The sequence below is a fragment of the Rugamonas rivuli genome (genome assembly GCF_009380165.1).
Taxonomy (GTDB): domain Bacteria; phylum Pseudomonadota; class Gammaproteobacteria; order Burkholderiales; family Burkholderiaceae_D; genus Rugamonas; species Rugamonas rivuli.
Genome location: NZ_WHUF01000005.1, coordinates 177883 through 199155, shown reverse-complemented (window position 1 = coordinate 199155; position 21273 = coordinate 177883). Strand labels below are relative to the sequence as shown.

General features: G+C 64.3%; 21 protein-coding genes and 1 tRNA gene. 11 read left to right on the top strand and 11 right to left on the bottom strand.

Features of this window, described 5'->3' with window-relative positions; all coding sequences use genetic code 11:
- Positions 1 to 232: 232 nt before the first annotated feature.
- Both GEV01_RS19565 and GEV01_RS19560 read left to right on the top strand, forming a co-directional pair.
- The gene (locus GEV01_RS19565; protein ID WP_175023145.1) at positions 233 to 1831 is read left to right on the top strand and encodes an ATP-binding protein; all 1599 of its coding nucleotides are present in this window, start codon (positions 233 to 235) and stop codon (positions 1829 to 1831) included.
- A gap of 116 nt (positions 1832 to 1947) precedes the next feature.
- Positions 1948 to 3054, top strand: a complete 1107-nt coding sequence (locus GEV01_RS19560; protein WP_152807250.1) for a serine hydrolase domain-containing protein — start codon at positions 1948 to 1950, stop codon at positions 3052 to 3054.
- 68 nt (positions 3055 to 3122) lie between these two features.
- On the opposite strand, the gene GEV01_RS19555 is transcribed toward GEV01_RS19560, so the two are convergent.
- Positions 3123 to 3207 (bottom strand) — tRNA-Leu (locus GEV01_RS19555).
- A 342-nt stretch (positions 3208 to 3549) separates the two neighbouring features.
- Here GEV01_RS19555 and rnr point away from each other — a divergent pair.
- The 4 genes from rnr (at position 3550) to GEV01_RS19535 (ending at position 8366) form a co-directional block, all read left to right on the top strand.
- Positions 3550 to 6048, top strand: coding sequence for a ribonuclease R (gene rnr, locus GEV01_RS19550; RefSeq protein ID WP_152807249.1), 2499 nt, complete (start codon positions 3550 to 3552; stop codon positions 6046 to 6048).
- Positions 6049 to 6795, top strand: coding sequence for a 23S rRNA (guanosine(2251)-2'-O)-methyltransferase RlmB (gene rlmB / locus GEV01_RS19545; protein WP_116989836.1), 747 nt, complete (start codon positions 6049 to 6051; stop codon positions 6793 to 6795). It abuts the gene before it with no gap.
- 135 nt (positions 6796 to 6930) lie between these two features.
- Positions 6931 to 7677: a serine O-acetyltransferase gene (cysE, locus tag GEV01_RS19540; protein WP_070359162.1), complete on the top strand. Its 747-nt coding sequence runs from the start codon at positions 6931 to 6933 to the stop codon at positions 7675 to 7677.
- Between the two features lie 11 nt (positions 7678 to 7688).
- Positions 7689 to 8366 carry a YceH family protein gene (locus GEV01_RS19535; protein WP_152807248.1) on the top strand — a complete coding sequence of 226 codons (678 nt, stop codon included), beginning with the start codon at positions 7689 to 7691 and terminating at the stop codon, positions 8364 to 8366.
- Between the two features lie 10 nt (positions 8367 to 8376).
- On the opposite strand, the gene GEV01_RS19530 is transcribed toward GEV01_RS19535, so the two are convergent.
- From GEV01_RS19530 to GEV01_RS19515, 4 genes are read right to left on the bottom strand one after another with little or no spacing between them, the layout of a single operon-like run.
- Positions 8377 to 9111, bottom strand: a complete 735-nt coding sequence (locus tag GEV01_RS19530) for a hypothetical protein (protein ID WP_152807247.1) — start codon at positions 9109 to 9111, stop codon at positions 8377 to 8379.
- Between the two features lie 2 nt (positions 9112 to 9113).
- A complete protein-coding gene (locus tag GEV01_RS19525) occupies positions 9114 to 10067 on the bottom strand; it encodes a hypothetical protein (protein ID WP_152807246.1) in 954 nt (317 codons plus the stop codon).
- Positions 10064 to 10921, bottom strand: coding sequence for an ABC transporter ATP-binding protein (locus GEV01_RS19520; RefSeq protein WP_152807245.1), 858 nt, complete (start codon positions 10919 to 10921; stop codon positions 10064 to 10066). Before GEV01_RS19520 ends, GEV01_RS19525 begins: the two co-directional genes overlap by 4 nt.
- Positions 10918 to 11289, bottom strand: a complete 372-nt coding sequence (locus GEV01_RS19515) for a GntR family transcriptional regulator (protein WP_152807244.1) — start codon at positions 11287 to 11289, stop codon at positions 10918 to 10920. The genes GEV01_RS19520 and GEV01_RS19515 overlap by 4 nt, the downstream gene beginning before the upstream one ends.
- Positions 11290 to 11445: 156 nt before the next feature.
- On the opposite strand from GEV01_RS19515, the gene GEV01_RS19510 reads away from it, so the two are divergent.
- Complete coding sequence (locus GEV01_RS19510; RefSeq protein WP_235914450.1) at positions 11446 to 12018, top strand: DUF1439 domain-containing protein; 573 nt, start codon at positions 11446 to 11448, stop codon at positions 12016 to 12018.
- 24 nt (positions 12019 to 12042) lie between these two features.
- Here GEV01_RS19510 and GEV01_RS19505 read toward each other — a convergent pair whose 3' ends face one another.
- The gene (locus GEV01_RS19505; protein ID WP_152807243.1) at positions 12043 to 13437 is read right to left on the bottom strand and encodes a DUF1501 domain-containing protein; all 1395 of its coding nucleotides are present in this window, start codon (positions 13435 to 13437) and stop codon (positions 12043 to 12045) included.
- An 8-nt stretch (positions 13438 to 13445) separates the two neighbouring features.
- A complete protein-coding gene (locus GEV01_RS19500) occupies positions 13446 to 14981 on the bottom strand; it encodes a DUF1800 domain-containing protein (RefSeq protein WP_152807242.1) in 1536 nt (511 codons plus the stop codon).
- A gap of 141 nt (positions 14982 to 15122) precedes the next feature.
- On the opposite strand from GEV01_RS19500, the gene GEV01_RS19495 reads away from it, so the two are divergent.
- The 3 genes from GEV01_RS19495 (at position 15123) to GEV01_RS19485 (ending at position 17668) form a co-directional block, all read left to right on the top strand.
- Entirely contained in the window at positions 15123 to 15734 is a 612-nt protein-coding gene (locus tag GEV01_RS19495) for a DUF6622 family protein (protein WP_328595560.1), read from the top strand.
- Positions 15735 to 15813: 79 nt separating this feature from the next.
- A complete protein-coding gene (locus tag GEV01_RS19490) occupies positions 15814 to 16566 on the top strand; it encodes a tetratricopeptide repeat protein (protein WP_152807240.1) in 753 nt (250 codons plus the stop codon).
- A gap of 70 nt (positions 16567 to 16636) precedes the next feature.
- A complete protein-coding gene (locus GEV01_RS19485) occupies positions 16637 to 17668 on the top strand; it encodes a dienelactone hydrolase family protein (protein WP_152807239.1) in 1032 nt (343 codons plus the stop codon).
- On the opposite strand, the gene GEV01_RS19480 is transcribed toward GEV01_RS19485, so the two are convergent.
- On the bottom strand, positions 17669 to 18445 hold the full coding sequence (locus GEV01_RS19480; RefSeq protein WP_152807238.1) for a substrate-binding periplasmic protein: 777 nt from the start codon (positions 18443 to 18445) through the stop codon (positions 17669 to 17671).
- Between the two features lie 78 nt (positions 18446 to 18523).
- On the opposite strand from GEV01_RS19480, the gene GEV01_RS19475 reads away from it, so the two are divergent.
- Positions 18524 to 19132, top strand: a complete 609-nt coding sequence (locus GEV01_RS19475; protein WP_152807237.1) for a transglutaminase-like domain-containing protein — start codon at positions 18524 to 18526, stop codon at positions 19130 to 19132.
- Here the strand turns inward: GEV01_RS19475 and GEV01_RS19470 are convergent.
- The 3 genes from GEV01_RS19470 to GEV01_RS19460 are packed head-to-tail and all read right to left on the bottom strand — an operon-like array spanning position 19119 to position 21066.
- Positions 19119 to 19895, bottom strand: a complete 777-nt coding sequence (locus GEV01_RS19470; protein ID WP_235914449.1) for a UDP-2,3-diacylglucosamine diphosphatase — start codon at positions 19893 to 19895, stop codon at positions 19119 to 19121. The genes GEV01_RS19475 and GEV01_RS19470 overlap by 14 nt on opposite strands.
- Positions 19896 to 19898: 3 nt before the next feature.
- Positions 19899 to 20393, bottom strand: a complete 495-nt coding sequence (locus tag GEV01_RS19465; protein ID WP_070359172.1) for a peptidylprolyl isomerase — start codon at positions 20391 to 20393, stop codon at positions 19899 to 19901.
- 43 nt (positions 20394 to 20436) lie between these two features.
- Positions 20437 to 21066 carry a peptidylprolyl isomerase gene (locus GEV01_RS19460; RefSeq protein WP_152807236.1) on the bottom strand — a complete coding sequence of 210 codons (630 nt, stop codon included), beginning with the start codon at positions 21064 to 21066 and terminating at the stop codon, positions 20437 to 20439.
- Positions 21067 to 21273 lie beyond the last annotated feature (207 nt).

The following is a 21273-nucleotide window of genomic DNA, read 5'->3' as shown; positions in this document are numbered from 1 at the left end:
GGGCACTGTACTGCTTTGCTGCTTTCCGTCGCTGCGTGTGCTGCAACAGAGGCCAGAATCATAGGGGAGCGGCGTGTCCGCGTCAAGAGCGAAATGCTGATTTTTGAGAAAGATTGCATGCGGCCGCACGGGAGCGCACCGGAGATTTTTCCTGCTTGCTTGTTTGCTCACACTTTCGTAAGCTCCTGTGTGCTACCCCGCCACCCGTAACAACCGGAGACAGGCAATGGACATGCTGAGCAGTTGGTTCGATAGCCAGGGTTTCATGCCGCACGGGCATTGTTTTTTGTGGATACCCTCGATACTGTGGATGAGCGTGATTTCCGACGCGCTGATCGCACTGGCCTACCTGACCATCCCGGTCACGCTGTTGTACTTCATCCGCAAGCGCCGCGACATGCCGTTCGACTGGATGTTCATCGCCTTCGGCGTCTTCATCCTGGCCTGCGGCGGCACCCACCTGGCCGACATCTGGGTGATCTGGCACCCCGACTACTGGCTGTCCGTGATCCTGAAGGCGATCACCGCCGTCGCCTCGGTGGTGACGGCCATCGTGCTGGTGCGGCTGGTGCCGGTGGCGCTGCGCATCCCCAGCCCGGCGCAGCTGGAAGCCGTCAACGCCGAACTGCTGCAAGCCAACCAGGACTTGCGCGCCGCCATGGAGCGCGCCGAGGTGGCCAACCGCGCCAAGAGCGCCTTCCTGGCGTCCATGAGCCACGAGCTGCGCACGCCGCTCAACGCCATCCTCGGCTATACGCAAATCCTCAAGCGCGACAAGGGCTTGAGCGCCTCGCAGCAAACCGGGGTCAGCACGATACAGCAGGGCGGCCAGCACTTGCTGGCGCTGATCAACGACGTGCTCGACCTGTCGCGGGTGGAGGCCGGCAAGATGGAGTTCCATCCCAAGCCGGTGGCGCTGGGCGAGCTGCTGTCGGTGGTGGCCGACATCATGCGCGTGCGCGCCGAGCAGAAGCAGCTGCATTTCGAGCTGGAGCTGGTGGCCGGCCTGCCGGTGGCGATCGACGTCGATGAAACCCGGCTGCGCCAGGTGCTGCTGAACTTGCTGGGCAACGCCGTCAAGTTCACCGACCGCGGCACGGTGCGGCTGCGCGTGCAGCCGCTGCCGTCGGCGCCCGGCGATGCGGACGATGTGGCGCAGCTGCGCTTCGAAGTGCAAGACGAAGGCATCGGCATCGCGGACGACCATGTCGAGACCATCTTCCGTCCGTTCGAGCAGGTGGGCGAGGCGTCGCGTCGCGCCGGCGGCACCGGCCTCGGGCTGGCGATCAGCGGCCAGCTGGTGCGGCTGATGGGCGGCGAGCTGAAGGTGGACAGCCGGCTGGGGCAGGGCAGCCGCTTCTGGTTCGACGTGCCGATGCGGGTGGTGGCCGCGCCGGCCGCCGTCAGCAGCGACGGCCATACGGCCACCGGCTATCTGGGCCCGCGCAAAACCATTTTGGTGGTGGACGACGTCGCCACCAACCGCGCCCTGCTGCGCGACCTGCTGGGCGCGCTGGACTTCCGCATGCTGGAGGCCGACAACGGCGTCGCCGCCCTGCGCCAGGTGCAGGCGCGCGTGCCGGACCTGGTGCTGCTGGACATGGTGATGCCGGACATGGACGGCATCGAAACCACGCGCCGCCTGCGCGCCGACGCCCGCACCGCCAACACGCCGGTGCTGATCATCTCGGCCAGCTCGACGCCGGAAGAGGAGGCCCGTTCGCTGCAGGTGGGCGCCAACGCCTTCCTCAGCAAGCCGGTCGACGAGCGCGAACTGCTGCGCGAGATCGGCGCCCATCTGCGGCTGGAATGGAGCACGGCGTTGCAATGAGGCCGCGCACATGACTTTCGGCACTCCCCGCTGACGGCGGCCCGGGCCTAACATCACTCATCGACTCGCCGCATGCACCGCACGCGGCGGTCACTATCTTTCGACGATGAGGTGACATGGTTACGCGACGCGACATGATGATGTTGGGCCTGGCCGCCCCCTGGCTGACCGCCTGCGGCGGCGGTGGTTCCGGCGGTGGCGCCGGGCCGGAAAACGTGGTCCTCTCGGCCATCATCGATGATGACTGGAACCGGGCCGCGCCGGAGGGCGAGGGCGTGCCGGCGGCGCTGATGCAAACCCTGCTGGCCGAGGGCGCGCAGATTCCATCGCTGCGCAGCCTGCTGGTGGTGCGCAACGCCCGCATGATTGGCGAGCGCTACTATGCCGACGGCAAATCCTCCGACCTGCGCCACATCCGCTCGGCCACCAAGACAGTCAGCAGCCTGCTGGCGGGGCAGGCGATACGCGACGGGAAAATACCCGGCGTCACCTCCACGCTGGCCGAGTTGCTGCCCCGGGAGATGGCCAGGGTGCCGACCTCGGTGGCCGGCAACGTCACGCTGGCCCAGGTGCTGCGCATGCGCAGCGGCCTGGCCTGGGATGAGGATGTCCACATGCAGGAGCTGCTGCACGCGCCCGACCTGGCCAGCCTGGCGCTGGGCTTGCCGATCGCGCCGCTGGGGCCGAACGGGCCGTACTGGAACTACAACTCCGCCGTCTCGCACCTGGTGTCGCCCATCGTCGCGGGCGCTTATGGCGAGGACACGCTGGCGGTCGCCACGCGCAACCTGTTTGCGCCGCTCGGCATCCGCCAGGCGGCCTGGCAGCGCGATGGGACCGGGGCGATCATCGGCTCCTTCGGCCTGCAACTGCGGGCGCGCGACCTGATGAAGCTGGCGTGGATGGCGCTCGACGGCGGCATGTGGCAAGGCAAATCGGTGGTGCCGGCCGCGTGGCTGAACGAGAGTTTCACCAATCACGTGCATATCGGCCCGATAGGCGATATGAGCGATGTCGGCTACGGTTATCTGTGGTGGCGCGGCATGCTGGGCGGCCACCAGGTGATTACGGCTTATGGCTTCGGCGGGCAGTTCGCCATGCTGGTGCCAGATTTGCGCATAACCATCGCCACGGCCGCGCTGTGGGATTTGCCGATAGATGAGGGCAGCAAGAACGAGGAACTGATATTCAACCTGATCGGCCGCTTCCTCTCCAAGCTGTAAAAGCCGGCAGGTAATGAAAAAAGCCGCAGGCCTTTTGAGGGGCGCTGCGGCTTTTTTGCGGAATTTTGTGGTGCCCACGGAGGGACTCGAACCCCCACACCTTGCGGCACATGGACCTGAACCATGCGCGTCTACCAATTCCGCCACGTGGGCACTGATGCTTCTAAACAACTCTGCTATTATAACGACGGGGAAGGTTTCGCGCCAGATGAGCTTTCGCTCCTTACTGCACATCAACCCTGTCTAGCAATTCTCACTTTGCCGCTGTTTTTCAACATTGTCGCTGCGAGAGACCAAGATTATAGAGGAATTTTGCGGGATGTCAAATGCCCCAGCATAAAAAATCCGCTCGGATTCGCATAAACGGCCGCAAATTAGTCAATCAGGGCGTTTCCAAGTACACTACGCCTGTCGTCGTGTCATATATATGCACCTGACGATTTTGCCAGGCCGGATTTCCTCTGAACACTGTCAATAATAACTACAGAAATACTTTTGAACCAATCTACCCATACCATTCCCAGCCGGGAGGAAATTCTCGGCATCTTCCGCAGCGCCAAGGCGCCGCTCGATCTGCGCGCACTGTCGAAGTCGCTGAAGGTCGCGACCGAGGCCCAGGCCGTGTTGTCGCGCCGGCTGAACGCCATGCAGCGCGACGGCCAGATCGTCTCCGACGACACCGGCCACTTCTCGCTGGCCACCGACACCGGCTTCATCTCCGGCCGCGTCAGCAGCCACAAGGACGGCTTCGGTTTCGTGATCCCGGATGAGCCGGGCGAAGACCTGTTCCTGCCCGAAAAGGAAATGCAGAAAGTCCTGCATGGCGACCGCGTGCTCGCCAAGGTCATCGGCGTCGACCGCCGCGGCCGTCCGGAAGGCACCATCGTCGAGGTGGTCTCGCGCGCCAACACCCACATCATCGGCCGCCTGCTGAACGAAAACGGCGCCTGGATCGTGGCGCCCGAAGACCAGCGCATCGCCCAGGACATCCTGGTCGAAGGCTCGATCGGCAAGGCCAAGTCGGGCCAGATCGTCAGCGTCGAATTGACCGAGCAACCGATGCGCTTCAAGCAGCCGGTCGGCAAGATCGTTGAAATCCTCGGCTCGCTGGACGACCCCGGCATGGAAATCGAAATCGCCGTGCGCAAGTTCGGCGTGCCGCATGTGTTCTCGGACGCCGCGCTCAAGCAGGCCAACAAGCTGCCGGACGTGGTGCGCGATATCGACCTGGCCGACCGCGTCGACCTGCGCGACGTGCCGCTGGTGACCATCGACGGCGAAGACGCGCGCGACTTCGACGATGCGGTTTACTGCGAACCGGTCAAGATCGGCCGCACCAACGCCTACCGTTTGATCGTCGCGATTGCCGACGTCAGCCACTACGTCAAGCCGAACGATGCGCTCGACGCCGACGCGCTGGAGCGCAGCACCTCGGTCTACTTCCCGCGCCGCGTGATCCCCATGCTGCCGGAAAAGCTGTCCAACGGCCTGTGCTCGTTGAACCCTGCGGTCGACCGTTTGACGCTGGTGTGCGACGCCGTCATCACCGCCAAGGGCGAGATCAAGGCTTACCAGTTCTATCCGGCCGTGATCCACTCGGCCGCGCGCCTGACCTACACCGAAGTGGCCGACATCCTCGGCAACACCAAGGGACCGGAAGCCGCGCGCCGTCCAGGCATCGTGCCGCACCTGCTGAACCTGTACGAGGTGTACAACGCGCTGCTGAAGGCGCGCACCGAACGCGGCGCGATCGATTTCGAAACCACCGAAACCTACATCGTCTGCAACCCGTCCGGCAAGATCGAAAAGATCATCCCGCGCACCCGCAACGACGCCCACCGCCTGATCGAAGAATGCATGTTGACCGCCAACGTCTGCGCGGCCGACCTGCTGATCCGCCACAAGCATCCCGGCACCTACCGCATCCACGCCAGCCCGACTGCTGAAAAGCTCAAGCAGGTCCGCACCTTCCTCAAGCAGGTGAACCTGAGCCTGAACGGCGGCGACAAGCCGACCGCCGGCGATTACGCCGAGCTGATGCGTCAGGTCAAGCAGCGTCCGGACGCGTCGCTGCTGCAAACCATGCTGCTGCGTTCGATGCAGCAGGCGGTCTACAGCCCCGACAACATCGGCCACTTCGGCCTGGCGTACGAGGCCTATGCCCACTTCACCAGCCCGATCCGCCGCTATCCGGACTTGCTGACGCACCGCGCCATCAAGGCCATCCTGCTCGGCAAAAAGTACGAGCCGAAAGTGGCCAGCACCAGTGTGCTGAACACCAACGTCTCGAACGCCACCCGCAAGCAGCAGGCCAAGGACAAGGCAGAGGGCAAGGAAAAGAAAGCCGCCGACCTGACCGTGTGGGACGCGCTGGGCGTGCACTGCTCGGCCAACGAACGCCGCGCCGACGAAGCGTCGCGCGATGTCGAGAACTGGCTGAAGTGCTACTTCATGCAGGACAAGCTGGGCGAGGAATTCACCGGCATCATCACCGGCGTGACCACCTTCGGCATCTTCGTGCAGCTGGACCAGCTGTTCGTTGAAGGCCTGGTGCACATCACCGACCTCGGCGCCGACTACTTCCAGTACGACGACGCCCGCCACGAACTGCGCGGCGAACGCACCGGCAAGAAGTTCCAGCTGACCGACCACGTCAGCGTGCAAGTGGTGCGCGTGGACCTGGAATCGCGCAAGATCGATCTGCGCCTGGCCGGCGCCGACGCGCCGCCGCCGCGCGCCGACAAGGCCGATGCGCAATCGAAGGACCGCAAGACCAACATCAAGCCGGGTCCGGCCGTGCCGAAAGCGCAGCCGGTCAAGGCTGTCGCCAAGAGCCCGGCGGGCAAGCCTGCCGCCGGCAAGCCGGCCGCCGCGAAGAGTACCGCCAAGCCCGCAGCCAAGGCCAAGGGCGGCCGCAAGACTAATGCCGGGGCGGCTGCCCCGGTAGCACCCCGAGCAGCGAAGACTGTCTCAAAAAGTAAAAAGAAGCGATAAATGAGTAAGAATAAAATGATTTTCGGTTTCCACGCTGTCACGTCGCGCTTGCGCCATGAGGCATCGTCCGTGGAAGAGATTTTTGTCGACATCGGCCGCGACGACCGCCGCATGAAGGACCTGATCGCCAACGCCAAGGCTGCCGGCGTGCGCGTGATGCCGGTCGATTCGGCCCGCCTCGACAAGATCGTCGGCACCCGCCGCCACCAGGGCGTGATCGCCTTCGCCTCGCAGCTGGCGCTGGCGCGCAACCTGGATGAACTGCTGGACGCCATCGAAGGCCCGCCGCTGCTGCTGGTCCTGGACGGCATCACCGATCCGCACAACCTGGGCGCCTGCCTGCGCGTGGCCGACGGCGTCGGCGCACACGCGGTGATCGTGCCTAAGGACCGCGCCGTGGGCTTGAACGCCACCGCCGCCAAGGTCGCATCGGGCGCGGCCGAGACCGTGCCTTACATCACCGTCACCAACCTGGCGCGCACCCTGCGCGACCTGAAGGACCGCGACATCTGGCTGATCGGCACTTCCGACGACGGCGAGAAAGGCCTGTACGAAGCCGACTTCACCGGCCCGACCGCGCTGGTCATGGGTTCGGAAGGCGAGGGCATGCGCCGCCTGACCCGCGAGACCTGCGACATGCTGGTCAGCATTCCGATGTTCGGTTCGGTTGAGAGCTTGAACGTATCCGTCGCATCCGGCGTCTGTCTGTACGAGGCACGCCGCCAGCGTATCGCCAAAGACATTTAAGCGATATGCACTACCGGCGGCCTGATACGAGGGTCGCCGGGTTACACTCCCGCCTCCCCCGAAGCAAGCCGCTTCCCAGCAACCACCGACCGAATACGCTACCATTAGCGTTTCAGTTGCAATCCCGACCACCCCATGTTCCATCGCCTGCGCCAAGACATTAACAGCATCATCGAACGCGATCCTGCGGCCCGCAACGCCTGGGAGGTGCTGACCTGTTACCCCGGTTTGCAAGCCATCGTCATGCACCGCTGGGCGCACTGGTGCTGGCTGCGCCGCATGAAATGGCTGGGGCGCTTCATTTCTTACCTGGCCCGCATCGTCACCGGCATCGAGATCCATCCGGCCGCCACCATCGGCCGCCGGGTCTTCATCGACCACGGCTTCGGCGTGGTGATCGGCGAGACCGCCGAGGTCGGCGACGACTGCACCATCTACCAGGGCGTGACCCTGGGCGGCACCTCGCTGCACACCGGCGCCAAGCGCCATCCGACCTTGGCGCGCGGCGTCATCGTCGGCGCCGGCGCCAAGGTGCTGGGCGGCTTCACGGTGGGCGAGTACGCCAAGGTCGGCTCCAACGCCGTGCTGCTGAAGCCCGTGCCTGCGGGCGCGACGGCGGTCGGCAATCCCGCGCACATCGTGCAGAAGGAGCCGGCGTCGGCGACCAGCGCCACGGCCAATCTGTTCAGCGCCTACGGCGTTACGCCGAACGGCGACGATCCGCTGTCGAAGGCCTTGCACGGCTTGATCAGCCACGCCGTCAAGCAGGAAGAGCAGATGGAACGCATCCTCGCCACGATGAAGGCGGCGGGCTTGCAGTGTCAGGGCGTGCCCGAATGTGATAAATTGAATTCCGACCAACTCAACAAGCTCGTTGAATAAGGATGATGTCTATGGAATCGTCGCCCGATGGCGCAGAAGTGCTGGACCCGTTTGAAATCCGCGTACTGGCCGTGCTGGCCGAAAAGGAAGCGCTGACGCCGGATAACTATCCGCTGTCGCTGAACGCGCTGGTGAATGGCTGTAATCAGTTGTCGAGCCGCGACCCGGTGATGGCGCTGTCGGAAGAGACGGTGGCCGAGGTGCTGCAGCGGCTGATGCAGCGCAAGTACGTCAACGGCATCACGCAGGCGGGCGCGCGCGTGACCAAGTACGAGCACCGCATGCGCATCAAGTGGTCGCTGGAGCAGGACAAGCTGGCCGTGCTGAGCATCCTGATGCTGCGCGGCCTGCAGACCGCCGGCGAGATCCGCACCCGCAGCGGACGCCTGCACGAATTCAAGACCGTCGGCGATGTCGAGCAGGCGCTGCAGTTTCTGATCGATAAATATCCGCCGCTGGTGTCGAAGCTGGCGCTGGCGCCCGGCACGAAAGAACCGCGCTACGGCCAGCTGCTGGGCGGGGAAGAAGCGCTGGCCCGCGAAGAAACCGCGGCCGGCCTGGGTGGCGTCGTGAGTCCGGCGGGGCAGGGCGGCCGCGTCGCCGCGCTGGAGCAGGAAGTACAACAACTGCGCCAGCAGGTCGAAGACCTGACGGCGCAGTTCGCTGAATTCCGCAAGCAGTTCGAATAAGGCCGGGCTTCTATTCGAACCTGAACTCGATCAAGGCGTCGCTGGAGTAGGTTTTGTCAGCCAGCGGCACCGAGTACATTTTTCCATACTCGTCGACCTTGAGCTCAAGCCTGCGGGCGCCGTCGACCAGCGTGGCGCTGGTGATGGGGCGGTCGCTGCGTACGTTCATGTTGAAGTCCTTGTACGAACACCAGTCTGTCGTCAGCGTGACGGTGTTGATCATCGCGCGTACCAGGAAGGGTATGTAGTTCTTCGCGATCGCCATCAGCACCCGGCACTCCAGCTGGATATCGCCCAGGCGCCGCATGTCCGCCGGCACGCCGGCGCTGCGCACGTCCGGCATCCAGCCGTAGTCGCTCTTCTTCCGGTTCAGCACCACATCGGCGTTGTCGTCCTCCGCCGCCCGGTTGCGCGGCAGGGTGAAACTGTGGTCCGCCGCCAGCGGCACCGCGATGTCGGTCTCGCTGCCGGACAGGCGCACCACCACATTGTCCATCGCGTCGGCGGGCGCCTTCCTTTTGGTGTGCAGGCGAAAGCGCAGTTGCTGCGCATTCGGCGCCAGCGCGTGCTGGCTGTCAAAGGCGTCCAGGCCGGACAGCATGTAGCGGTAAGGCTGCATTTCCGGACTGCGGGTGCCGTTGATGACGACCATCTGCTCCGAGCCTTCCGTTTCGGCCGCCGTGGCCGGCAGCGCCGTCACGGCGGCTGCCAGCAGCGCGGCGGTCATGAAGTGCTTGCTCGCCATGCTCAGCCTTCTTCGCGGCGGCGGCGCATCCAGACGGCGGCGGCGATCATCGCCACGCCGGCTGCCACGCCTATCCATACGCTGGCGCCGGTCAGCGTGCCCCACGATGCGTTGAAGATCGATTGCGGGACCTCCAGCTTTTGCATGTCATGGTGATTCATGGCGTTGTCGGCGTCGAACACCAGCCACGAACCAGGGATCACGCCGAGCAGGATGCGGTCGACCACGCGGGTGACGAACCAGCTGGCGTTGAAGCCGAAGTGCAGCACCTTCTCGGCCCACACCAGCAGCAGCGCCGTCGCCAGCGGCGTACCCACCGCCCACAGGAACACCTTGGAGCGCGCCATGCTCGACACCATCAGCAGCCAGCCCACCGTCGGCAAGGCCCACAGGATGTAGACCGGCAGCAGTCCCACCAGGCGCAGCGGCGTCAGGTACAGGTCCGGCGCGGCCAGCAATGCGCCGAACAGGTTGGTGCCGTGCGCCAGCACCGCCACGCAGCCGGCCAGCAGGATCACCAGCGACAGCACGATGCCGATCGCCATCGTGATCAGTGGTGCCACCACCAACGCCAGTACGACCTTGGACAGCACGGTGGTCAAGTCCGACACCGGCAGCGATTTCCAGAACAGCAGGCTGCGGTCGCGGCGTTCGTCGTGCAGCGCGCCCAGGCAGTAGAAGAACACCAGCAAGCCCAGCACCATCATCACCGGCATCGCCGACAACATATAGGCCTGCGACGCGGTTTCGACGATGCGGGTGCGCATCGCGCCTTCGATGGTGACGGTGCCGATCTGCACCGCCTGGCCCTCTTCGTTGAAGTTGACGTTATGCCCCAGGAAGATGCCGGTCAGCGCCAAGGCCGCGACCAGGCCGGCGATGACGATGGGCGCCCAGAACAGCATGCCCTTGTGCTCCCACAGCTCGCGCTTGATCAGCCATTTCATCGTTTTCATGCGTAGGTTCCTTTCATGGTCGCGACAAACAGGTCGGCAACGCTGGGCGTGCGCAATTCCCCGAAGGTCGACAGTTGCAGGCGCGGCACGCCATCGAACAGCATGATGGGCTTGCCGAACACGGTGCGCTGGCTCATCGGCTTGAGCGCGTTGGCGGCGGCGACGAACTGCGGCTCGACCATCACCTCGGTGAAGCGCTCGCCCACTTCATCCATCGACGCCGCCAGCGAGATCTGGCCATCCTGGATGAACATCAGGTCGGTCAGGATGTGCTCGACTTCCTCGATCTGGTGCGTGGTGATCAGGATGGTCTTGTTCTCGTCGAAGTAGTCTTCCAGCAGGTTCTGGTAGAACTGCTTGCGGTACAGGATGTCCAGGCCCAGCGTCGGCTCGTCCAGCACCAGCAGCTTGGCGTCGATCGCCATCACCAGCGCCAGGTGCAGCTGCACCACCATGCCCTTGGACATGGCTTTGACCTTCATGTCCGGGCTGAGCTTGGTGTTGGCCAGGTATTTCTCGGCCTTGCTGCGGTCGAAGCGCGGGTGCACGCCTTCGACGAAGTCGATCGCATCCTTGACCTTCAGCCACTTCGGCAGGATGGCGACGTCGGCGATGAAGCAGACGTCGTTCATCAGGGCCTCGCGCTGGGTGCGCGGGTCCATGCCCATCACCGACAGCTCGCCTTCGAACTGGGTCAGGCCCAGGATGGCTTTGAGGGTGGTGGTCTTGCCGGAACCGTTGGGGCCGATCAGGCCGACAATGCGGCCTGCCTCGACCGTGAAGCTGGCGCCGTTCAGCGCGGCCTGCTTGCCGTACTGCTTGCTGATCCTGGTCGCGGTGATGATGGCGCTCATGACGCACCTCCGGGGGCGGCGGACTTGAGCAGGGTTTCCAGTTCCAGGCCCAGACGGCGGATGCGTTCCAGCATCAGCGGCCATTCTTCGCGCAGGAAGCGTTCACGTTCAGTGGCCAGCAGTTTGTCGCGGGCGCCGTCAGTTACGTACATACCTAGTCCCCTTCTTTTTTCTACGAGTGTCTCGTCTACCAGCTCCTGGTAGGCGCGCGATACGGTAATCGGGTTGAGTTGATAATCCGCCGCCACCTGCCGTACCGAAGGCAGGGCGTCGCCCGGTTTGAGCAGGCCGTCGAGCATCATGCCGATCACTTTTTCCTTGAGCTGCCGATAAATCGGCGCATTGTCATTCCAGCCTATCGTGGACATACATGTGGTCCCCTAGTGTGTGTTGATGGAGTGGTGTTGTAGTGAACTATAACACTGTAATTAAAAAAAACAAGCGTTTCGTCAGGCATGTTGTTTTTTATTTGAGGCCGGCGGTGGGTCATAATGCCAGCGTTGCACACTCTTCCGAAAGACGACATGTTGAATCTTAAATCCTATGCCCGCCATGCCGCGCCGCTGATGGTGGCGGCTGTGGTGGCCACTGCGCTGGCCGCCTGTTCCACGCTGATCGGTCCGCGCCAGGTGGAATTGCCGCAAGCGCGCTTGCAGCAGAACCTGGAACACAAATTCCCCGTGCACCGCCGCGTGCTGGGCATCTTCGAGGTGGAGCTGAGCCATCCGCAGCTGGCCATCCTGGCCGACAACGACCGCGTCGCGCTGACGCTGGACGTGAACGTGTCGCCGCTGCTGGCACGCCAGTCGTGGCACGGCAGCATGGCGGTGTCGGGCCGGCTGAAGGTGGACAACGTGCGCAACACCATCTACATCAGCGATGCGCACATGGACCGTTTCACGGTGGACGGCATGGACGAGGGCAAGCAGAACCAGATCGCCAGCGTCGCCAATCTGCTGGGCGAGAACACGCTCAAGGACGTGCCGGTGCACACTTTCCGTCCGGAAGACTTGCGCTACGCCGGCGTGCAGTTCGTGCTGACCGGGATCAGCACGCGGCCCGGCGCGCTGGTCGCCAACCTGCAGCCGGCGCAGTAAGCCGATGCAGCGGATCCGGCCCGCTCAGACGAAGCCGAGATTGCGCGCGCTGGCGTTGTAGTTGGTCAGGTTGGGCAGCATGGCCAGCAGGTCGGTGTTCGACACGCCCAGCCAGCTGCCCAGCGTGGCCGCATACTGCTCGATCGAGGTGGTCGGCAGCAAACGGCCCTGGCCGACATCGTCCGGGCCGTCGCTGGCCACCACCGGCGCCTTGCCGTAGTAGCGGCCGCCCTTGACGGCGCCGCCCAGCATGAAGTGCATGCTGCCCCAGCCGTGATCCGAGCCGTCGTTGTTGCCGCTCAGCGTACGGCCGAAATCGGATGCGGTGAAGGCCGTCACCTGGTTCGCCACGCCCAGCTCCACCGTGCTCTGGTAGAACGCCGCCATGGCGTCGGCCACGCCTTTCAGCAGGCCCGGATGCACGCTGACCAAACCGTCGTGCGTATCGAAACCGCCCATCGACACAAAGAACACTTGCCGCTTGGCGCCCAGCGCCGAGGCGCTGGAAATCATGCGCGCCACCATCTTCAACTGGTCGCCGAGGTTGCTGTTGGCGGGGAAGGGCGTGTTGATCGCCGGGGCGCCGGCCAGCGCCGAGGTCAGCACGTCGTTGGCCGAGATCGCCCGCTGCGTCACGCGCGCATAGTCGGATTGCATCGGGTGTCCATGCGGCTGGGTGAGCAGCGTCTGCAACGCACTGCTGCAACTGGCCGAACCGAACAGCGGACTCTGCAAACCGCTGAACGGCACCGAACCCTTGGTCGACACCTGATACTGCACCGCCTGCTTCCCGGACAGGAACACGGCGTTGCCGGACACATTGATGCAGGTGAAGGTGGCGTTGCCGTTGCCGTTGCCCGATTCGAACAGGTCGCCCATGCGGCCGCCCCAGCCCGAAGTCGCGCCCTCCGGCATCGACGATTGCCATTCCGATTGCTGGTCGTTGTGCGAGAACAGCTTGGACGGCAGCGGCACCGACCTGGCCAGGTATTGCTGCTTGGTGGTCGGCTGCACCAGCGTGCCGACGTTGAGCAGCACGCCCATCTTGCCGGCGTTAAAGATCGGCAGCAGCGGCGCCAGTTCCGGCGCCAGCGCGTACTGGTGGGCGACGCCGTTGACGTCGACCGGAGGCGCCGCCGTGTTGAGCAGGGTGCCCGTCAGCGCGCTTTGCTGGTAGGCCAGCTTGGAGCGCAGCGCATAGTAGGCGTTGTAGCTGGCGGCGTCGTACGGCACCAGCGTGTTGGCGTAGTCGTTGCCGCCGTACAGGAACACGCAGACGATGGCCTTGTAGTCGCTGGCGTTGGCGGCCGCGGCTTCGGCCATGGCCGCCAGGTTGACGGCCAGCGGCGCGGCCACGCCGCTCATGGCCAGCATCGAGGCGCGCTGCAGGAAGGCGCGGCGGGAAGTATTGGTGGTCATGGCGGCTCCTATTGTTGGACCAGGTATTCCGGCGCGGCCATGACCATGGTCAGTGCGGCGTAGATGCGGTTGCGCAGCGCGGCGTCGGTCTTGGCGGACATGGTGTCGATGGCGCCGCGTATCAGGCCCACGGTGGCGCTGCTCAGCTGGCCGGCGGCCAGCACCAGGTTGATTTCGTCGACCAGCTGCTGGCCGTTGGCGGCCAGCGGCAACAGCGTGCCGTAGTCCGGCAGCACATCGCCCACGCCCTTGCTGACCGCGCGCTGCATGTAGTTGACGTAGCCGACCACCGAGGTTTCATTGGTCAGCTGGAATTCCGGCGCCACCAGCCCGGCCTTGGACACGGCGCTGTTGGGCGGCACGTAGCCGGGGCGGTAGAAGTTGAATACCGACGGCGAGCGCAGCGGACTCTGGCCCAACCGGCTGGACGCGTCGCTGGTGTTGCCGATGGCCCAGGCGTCCGAAGCCGAGGCTGCACTGTACGCGCGCGCCCAGCCGATGAAGCGCAGCATCGGCTCGCGCAGCTTGCCGTAGTTGGGGCCGATGTAGGTGTCGGCGCGCGCCTCGGGATCGAGCAGCAGCGCCTTGACCACCGCCGCCAGGTTGCCCTTGACGCCACGGCCGTCGTTGTTGAAGACGGCGGCGATGCGCGCCACGTAGGCCGGCGAGGGATTGCTGGTGACGAGTTTCTGGATCAGCTGGCGGCTGATGAAGGGCGCCACGTTGGCGTGGGCGTAGATGATGTCCAGCGCCGCCTTCAGCGCGTCGGCGCCGGACAGGCCGGCCGCCACCGTGCTGCCGAGGAAAGTGGAGGCGCCGGTCTCGTGCCGCTTGGGCACCTGCGTCATCGGCCGGCGCAGGAAGTCCGGCACGGCGTTGGTCTGGGTGCCCATGTCGAAGTCCCAGCCGGTGAGCACGCGGGCCAGGCCGGTGATGTCGGCCAGGCCGTAGGTTTCCTTGGGGGCGCCGTTGCGCAGTTGCGGCGTGCCGTCGGCGTTCAGCTGCACCAGGCCGATGCTGAACAGCTGCATCAGCTCGCGCGCATAGTTTTCGTCGGGCAGGGCGCCGGTGCTGGGGTTCTGCTTGACGTTGCCGCGGAAGGTCAGGTACTGGCCCATCGGCGCGCTGGTCGAGATCGCACCGAGCAGCGCGCGGTAGTTGCCGAAAGCGTAGTCTTCCAGCAGGTCCAGGTAGGCCGCCGCCGAAAACGACCGCCAGGGTGCGCCGACCAGGCCGTCGATCGCCACCACGCAGATTTCCGACAGCGCCAGCGTGACGCGCTGGCGCAGCGTGTCCGGCGCGCTGATCAGCTTGCGCCAGGCGCAGGCGTCGAAGCCGTTTTCGGAATTGCGGTTGGCGACATCGTTAAAGCCTTTGGCGATCAGCCAGTCCCAGCGGGTGCCGGAGCGGGGCGCGGCCAGTTGGGCGTCGATCCAGCCGGCGTAGCCCAGTGCTTGCACTCTGGCGATTTCGGCGCGGCTGGCGCCCATCGAGGCTTGCGCCAGAAAGCGGGCGGCGGCGGCCGCGGTCGGTGTTGGGGTCATGGCGAGGTTCTCCGTTGGGGGCTCGGATATTGCTATGCAGTAATTTATGCCGAGTTCGTTTGACTCGCCAGAAATATTTTGTAACCAGACATTGCCGTACAACGGTCGGGCTATTGATCGCCCGCATCTTGCGCGCTCCGCTTGCATTTCGCGCCGTTTTGCGGCATTTCGTCGCATCGTGGCCCGCGCCGTCGCGCCGCCGGGCATAGTGGCGTCACCTTAACCAGCCATGCGGAGCGGATCATGATGCAGCAGATTGTCAGCCACACCCCCATCTACGTTTGGGCCTTGCTGGCCTTTCTGCTCTATCGCGGCCTGTGGGCCAGCCGCGACCGCGAGATCAGCCTGCAGAGGCTGTTCATCATTCCGGCTGTGATGCTGTGGTTGTCGCTGTCCGGCACGCGTGCGGATGGCGTGCTGGGCGGCGGCGTCTGGGGTGTCTGGCTGCTGGGCTTGCTGGCCGGCGTGGCGCTGGCCTGGACGCTGGGCCGCGCCACGGTCATTCAGGTCAACCGCGCCGCCGGTAGCGTGCTGCTGCGCGGCAGCTGGGTGCCGCTGGTGCTGATGGCCGCCATCTTCGTGACCAAATACGCGGTGGCGGTGGTGACGGCCATGCACCCGGAAACCCGCAGCAGCCTGCCGTTCATGGCGGCAGTTACCAGCATGTTCGGCTTGTTCAACGGCGTGTTTGTCGGCCGCCTGGCGCGCTGTGTGGCGGCCTGGCTGCAATCGGCCGAGCCTGTGGCGGCTTAATGGATTTGCAACTTTCCTTGTAGTGCAGGGCAAGAGCTTCTACAATTCGCGACATTGACGAAATGTTGGAGCAAGCTTCATGACGATATTTGGAATTGGATTGCACGTGCTGGTGGCCTTGTTCTTCGCCGTGCACGTGATCCGCAGCGGGCAGCAGATGTACTGGCTGATGATCTTGTTTGCCTTCCCGCTGCTGGGCAGCGTGGTGTACTTCGTCGCCGTCTACCTGCCGGACTCCCGGCTGGAGCACGGCGCCCGCAAGATGGTGACGGCGGCCGCCCGCACCCTCGATCCGGGCCGCGAGCTGCGCGAAGCGCGCGACGCCTACGCCTACACGCCCACCGCGCAAAACCAGATGCGCCTGGCCACGGCGCTGCTGGAGGCCGGCAACGCCGATGAGGCGGCGTCGACTTACGAAGCCTGCTTGCAAGGCCCGTTCTCGGGCGACCTGGAAATCCGCTACGGCGCGGCGCGCGCCACGCTGGCCAGCGGCCGCGCGGCGGCGGCGGTGGCGCACCTGCAGACTATCCGCGCCAGCGACGCCAACTTCCGCGGCGAGCAAGTGTCGCTGCTGCTGGCCCAGGCGCTGGCCGCAGCCGGCCGCCAGGACGAGGCGAAGGCCGAGTTTGAATTCGCCCTCGGCCGCTACAACAGCTTTGCCGTGCAGGCCGAGTTTGCGATCTGGGCCGCCGGCAGCGGCGACGCGGCGCGCGCCGGCCAGCTGCACGCCGAACTGCAGCGCACCATGGAACGCTGGACCCGCCACACGCGCGACATGAACCAGGAATTGATACGCCGCCTGAACGCCGCGATGACGGCGGTGAAGCGCTAAACATAAAAAAAAGACAATTGCCTCGAAGTGTCATAAAATCAAGCATGGTTTAACGACATCGGAGTGGCAGATGAAGCGTAAAGCAATCCTCGCAAGTTGGTGGCTATCGGTGCTGGTCTTCGCCATGCCTGTCGCCCAGGCGCAAGACCAGACGACGGACCGCCGGGGAACCGAGCGGGTCAACTTCGACAGCTATACGCCGCCGACGATGTACGATCTGGCGCGCGAACGGCGCCAGAACTGGGCGCCGCAACCGGTCTGGGGCTACCTGACCGTGCCGCAAAAAAAGGAAAAAGTGCCGGCCATGGTGATCATGCACGGCAGCGGCGGCATCGAATCCAACACGCAGATGTGGGTGGCAGCGCTGAACCGCATCGGCGTGGCCAGCTTCGTCGTCAGCAGCTTCGAGCCGCGCGGCATCACCAGCACCGTCGTGAACCAGACCTTGCTGTCGCCCGCCGCCAACCTGATGGATGGCCTGCAGGCGCTGCAAGTGCTGGCCGCCGATCCGCGCATCGACGCCGAGCGCATCGGTGTCATGGGCTTCTCGCGCGGCGGCGAAGTGGCGTTCCGCACCGCCATCGAACCGCTGCGGCATGCGGTGATCAAGTCCGACCTTAAATTCGCGCTGCACATTCCGCTGTACAGCGGCTGCAACCAGATCTACTGGTCGCACCAGATTACCGGTGCGCCGATACTCAACCTGGTCGGCGGCATCGACGACTACACCGGCGTGGCCTCGTGCGAACGGCTGGCGTCGCTGTACGAGGGGGCCGGCGCCCAGATCCGTACCATCAAATATGACCATGCCTACCATTCCTTTGACGCGACCTATGGCGTCAAATTCCTGCCCAATGCGCCGACCACCATACCCTGCGGCGTGGTGCGCTGGGAGATCGACAGCTGGACCATCTATTCGGAGCTGACCGGCGGCATTCTCGATCCTGCGGCGCTGCCTGAGTTCTACCGCAAGTGCACCAAATACGGCGTGCATGTGGGCCGCAACACCGCCGCGGCGACGCAGGCGCGCAGCGACGTGGTCGCCTTTGTGCAGCAAGTGTTCTTCGGCATTCAGCCGACGCAGCAGGAAAACCAGCCCTGACTATTTCGGCTTGACGCTGTGGCCGGGGTTGTTCGTGCCCCCGGTCGCGGCGATGGCCTGGTTGAGCTTGGCCATGGTCTCGGCCGGCACGTCCTTGCTGCACAGGATGTGGCGTTTCATCCCCGGCGGCATGTCGGGGAAATCGTGGCGCACCGCCACGTGCAGCGTCTTCTCGCGTGCGCGGAAATATTCCCAGTCCTCGCGGTCGACGAACATGAACGAGGCGCGGCCCACCGTCAGCATGCGCATCATCAGCGTGGTTTCCACCGTGCGGCTCATGATCTGGTTCTTGCTGTCCTTGATCATCTGGTCCAGCGCCGGCCCGTAGGACACGCCTTCCACCACGCCCAGCGTCAGGCTGGGATCGTCCAGCAGCGAGCTCAGGGTCGGATGCGCCTTCACGCGCTGCACGGCGGCCTGCGAGATCAGCACCGTATGCGGCAAGTCTTCATGGATGGGCGAGGTGTATTGCGCCACGGCCTCGCGCTCCGGCAGGCGGTACCAGCTGATCGAGCAGTAGTTGGTGGCGCCATGCGTGAAGTTGGCCCAGATCCGCTTCTGCGGCTCGTTGACGAACTGCACGGGAACGCCGGCCACGCTGAAGATGTTCTTCACGCGCTCCAGCAGGAAGCCTTTGGCTTCGCCCTGTTCGGTGTAGTGGTAGGGCGGCTTGTCGCGCCAGGCCACGGTCAGCGGCGGCGCGCACCAGCCGCTGGCGCTCAACATGGCTGTGGCGGCAAAGGGCAGGCTGCGAAAGAACAGGGCGCGTATCGTCATGGGCCAATTATAGGACCATCCGCTGCGCCGGCGTGAGAACTGTGGGAAAATCTTGTACGTTTGATAAACAGGAGACCCATGAGCACCTTGCCGTCCGCCTTTGTCGCCGCCTGCGACGCCGTCGATTTTCATCACCCGGAAGTGCAGCGGCTGGCGCGCTCGCTGGCCGCCGCCACGCCGCGCGCGACCGCGCAGCGCTGCTTCGAATGGGTGCGCGACCAGATCGAGCACAGCATCGATTTCAAACGCGACGAGGTCAGCGTCGATGCGTCCGACGCGCTGGCGAAGGGCACCGGCCTGTGCACGGCGAAAAGCCATCTGCTCGTGGCGTTGTTGCGCGCCAACGGCATTCCGTCCGGCTTCTGCTATCAGCGCCTGACTTTGCGCGACGCCGGTTCGCCGTTCTGCACGCACGGCCTGGTGGCATTGTGGCTGGAAGAGGGCGGATGGTACCGCTGCGATGCGCGCGGCAACAAGGCCACGGTGCAGTGCGAGTTCACGCCGGGCGCGGAGAACCTGGCCTTCCCGGTGGCGAATGAGGGCGAGCAGTTGTACCCGCAGGTGTGGGCGCAGCCCTGGCCCGAGCTGGTGCGGCGCATGCGTGAATTGCCGTCGATCTCGGCCTACTGCGTGACGCCGATCGACGCCGCGCCGCCAACAGACGGCGTGGCGCTTACGCTGGAATGACGTTGCCGCCGAGGTCGTGGCGCGTGATGGCGCCGTGGCCGTCGATGGCGATCCAGCCGCCGCGCGGCGGCGTCGCTTCCGGTTCCCAGTCCGGCAGCACGTAGCGGCGCTTGCCGTCCACATGGTGCAGCGCGGGGCGGTGGGTGTGGCCGTGGATCATGACGTCGGCGCCGGTGGCGGCGAACACGTCGCGGATGGCTTGTGGCGTCACGTCCATGATCTCGTAGGATTTGTCGCCCTGGTCCTTGCGGCTGTTCTCGCGCATGCCGGCGATGATGGCCTTGCGCTGCGCCAGCGGCATCGCCACGAACTGCTGCTGCCACGCGGGCTGCCGCACCATGGCGCGGAATTCCATGTACTTGATGTCTTCGGTGCACTGGGCGTCGCCGTGCAGCACCACCACACGCTGGCCTGCGATATCGGTGACGAAGGTTTCCGGCAGCAGCGTCAAGCCTGCTGCGGCGGCGAACTGCGGACCGACCAGGAAATCGCGATTACCGGCGATCCAGTAGACGGCCACGCCCGCATCGCTGACGCGGCGCAGCGCGGCGATGATCTGTTGGTGCAGGGGATCGCTGATATCGTCGTCGCCGGCCCAGTATTCAAACAGGTCGCCGAGCAGATACAGTTGTTGCGCGCGCCGCGCATGCCGCTCCAGGAAGTCGAAGAACGCCTCGCTGGTGGCGGGATGCGCGGGCTGCAAATGCAGATCGGAGATAAACAGCGCGCAGGCCTGGCCGGCGCGCATGTTGGCATCGCTCATTAATTAAGCAGCCAGTTCGATCTTCTCGATGATGATGTCTTCTGCCGGCACGTCGGCGAACATGCCGCTGCGGGTGGTTTTGACTTTTTTCATTGCGTCGACCACGTCGGTGCCTTCGATGACTTTACCGAACACGGCGTAGCCCCAGCCGTCCTGGCCTGGGTAGTCCAGGAAGGAGTTGTTCTTGACGTTGATGAAGAACTGGGCCGATGCCGAGTGCGGTGCCGAGGTGCGGGCCATGGCCAGCGTGTATGGCTCGTTTTTCAGGCCGTTCTTGGCTTCGTTTTCGACGGTGTCGTCGGCTGGCTTCTGCTTCATGCCTGGCTCGAAACCGCCGCCCTGGACCATGAAACCGTCGATCACGCGGTGGAAGATGGTGTTCGAGTAGTGGCCGGCTTCCATGTATTTCAGGAAGTTGGCGACCGATTTCGGCGCTTTCTCGTCGTTCAGTTCGACGGTCATGTTGCCCATGTTGGTGGTGATGATTACGTTGGTCATTTTTATGTCCTGAGGTAGTTAAAGAAAACGGCAGGCCGCTATTTTACAGTTTTGGCTGGATCGGGGTCTTCAAAATCGTCGCCGACTTGATCACGACCGGGATCACCGGGATATTCTGGAAGCTGCCTTTGTCGTCGACCAGCACGCCCTTGATCTTGTCGACCACTTCCTGGCCCTTGATCACTTTGCCGAACACCGTGTAGCCGAAGCCGTCGCGGCCCGGGTAGTTCAGGGCGTCGTTGTCGGACACGTTGATGAAGAATTGCGAGGTGGCGGAGTTAGGATCGCCGGTGCGGGCCATGGCCAGCGTGTAGGTGTTGTTGGTCAGGCCGTTCTGCGATTCGATAGGCACCGGCGGGTTGGTTTTCTTTTGCTTGAGCTTTTCGTCGAAGCCGCCGCCCTGGATCATGAAGCCGTCGATCACGCGGTGGAAGATGGTGCCCTTGTAGAAGCCTGCCTTCACATAGGTCAGGAAGTTGTCGACCGATTTGGGGGCTTTTTCGTGGTTGAGCTCGACGACGATATCGCCCATCGAGGTCTTGATCTCGACCTGCGGCGTGGCATTGTTGGCGGCGGGTGCGGCAGGTGCGGCTGCCAGCGCGGCGCCGGACAGGGCGACGCCGGCAAACATGGTCATCAGTTTGGCGAACAGCGATGGCTGAGTTTGGTGCATTGTTGCTTCCTCATATAGGTTTTATCAGTGGGAATAGTCAGACTTGCCAAAAATCCTAAGACAGATTGGGTCTATGCTGTTTTTATCAATGCTATACTTGTTCATTCTACCCCTTAGAAGGTGGAAAGAATAACTACCGAGTGTCAGCCGGTCCCCAACGTGATGCAATGAACCAGGTGCGCCCCAACTGTGCCGCGCCCGGTTCTC

Bases quoted from the DNA above. Each gene is read 5' to 3' on its own strand.
- GEV01_RS19565 (WP_175023145.1), top strand. From the start codon at position 233: ATGCTGAGCAGTTGGTTCGATAGCCAGGGTTTCATGCCGCACGGGCAT.
- GEV01_RS19560 (WP_152807250.1), top strand. From the start codon at position 1,948: ATGGTTACGCGACGCGACATGATGATGTTGGGCCTGGCCGCCCCCTGG.
- rlmB (WP_116989836.1), top strand. From the start codon at position 6,049: ATGAGTAAGAATAAAATGATTTTCGGTTTCCACGCTGTCACGTCGCGC.
- cysE (WP_070359162.1), top strand. From the start codon at position 6,931: ATGTTCCATCGCCTGCGCCAAGACATTAACAGCATCATCGAACGCGAT.
- GEV01_RS19535 (WP_152807248.1), top strand. From the start codon at position 7,689: ATGGAATCGTCGCCCGATGGCGCAGAAGTGCTGGACCCGTTTGAAATC.
- GEV01_RS19530 (WP_152807247.1), bottom strand. From the start codon at position 9,111: ATGGCGAGCAAGCACTTCATGACCGCCGCGCTGCTGGCAGCCGCCGTG.
- GEV01_RS19525 (WP_152807246.1), bottom strand. From the start codon at position 10,067: ATGAAAACGATGAAATGGCTGATCAAGCGCGAGCTGTGGGAGCACAAG.
- GEV01_RS19520 (WP_152807245.1), bottom strand. From the start codon at position 10,921: ATGAGCGCCATCATCACCGCGACCAGGATCAGCAAGCAGTACGGCAAG.
- GEV01_RS19515 (WP_152807244.1), bottom strand. From the start codon at position 11,289: ATGTCCACGATAGGCTGGAATGACAATGCGCCGATTTATCGGCAGCTC.
- GEV01_RS19510 (WP_235914450.1), top strand. From the start codon at position 11,446: ATGTTGAATCTTAAATCCTATGCCCGCCATGCCGCGCCGCTGATGGTG.
- GEV01_RS19505 (WP_152807243.1), bottom strand. From the start codon at position 13,437: ATGACCACCAATACTTCCCGCCGCGCCTTCCTGCAGCGCGCCTCGATG.
- GEV01_RS19500 (WP_152807242.1), bottom strand. From the start codon at position 14,981: ATGACCCCAACACCGACCGCGGCCGCCGCCGCCCGCTTTCTGGCGCAA.
- GEV01_RS19490 (WP_152807240.1), top strand. From the start codon at position 15,814: ATGACGATATTTGGAATTGGATTGCACGTGCTGGTGGCCTTGTTCTTC.
- GEV01_RS19485 (WP_152807239.1), top strand. From the start codon at position 16,637: ATGAAGCGTAAAGCAATCCTCGCAAGTTGGTGGCTATCGGTGCTGGTC.
- GEV01_RS19480 (WP_152807238.1), bottom strand. From the start codon at position 18,445: ATGACGATACGCGCCCTGTTCTTTCGCAGCCTGCCCTTTGCCGCCACA.
- GEV01_RS19475 (WP_152807237.1), top strand. From the start codon at position 18,524: ATGAGCACCTTGCCGTCCGCCTTTGTCGCCGCCTGCGACGCCGTCGAT.
- GEV01_RS19470 (WP_235914449.1), bottom strand. From the start codon at position 19,895: ATGAGCGATGCCAACATGCGCGCCGGCCAGGCCTGCGCGCTGTTTATC.
- GEV01_RS19465 (WP_070359172.1), bottom strand. From the start codon at position 20,393: ATGACCAACGTAATCATCACCACCAACATGGGCAACATGACCGTCGAA.
- GEV01_RS19460 (WP_152807236.1), bottom strand. From the start codon at position 21,066: ATGCACCAAACTCAGCCATCGCTGTTCGCCAAACTGATGACCATGTTT.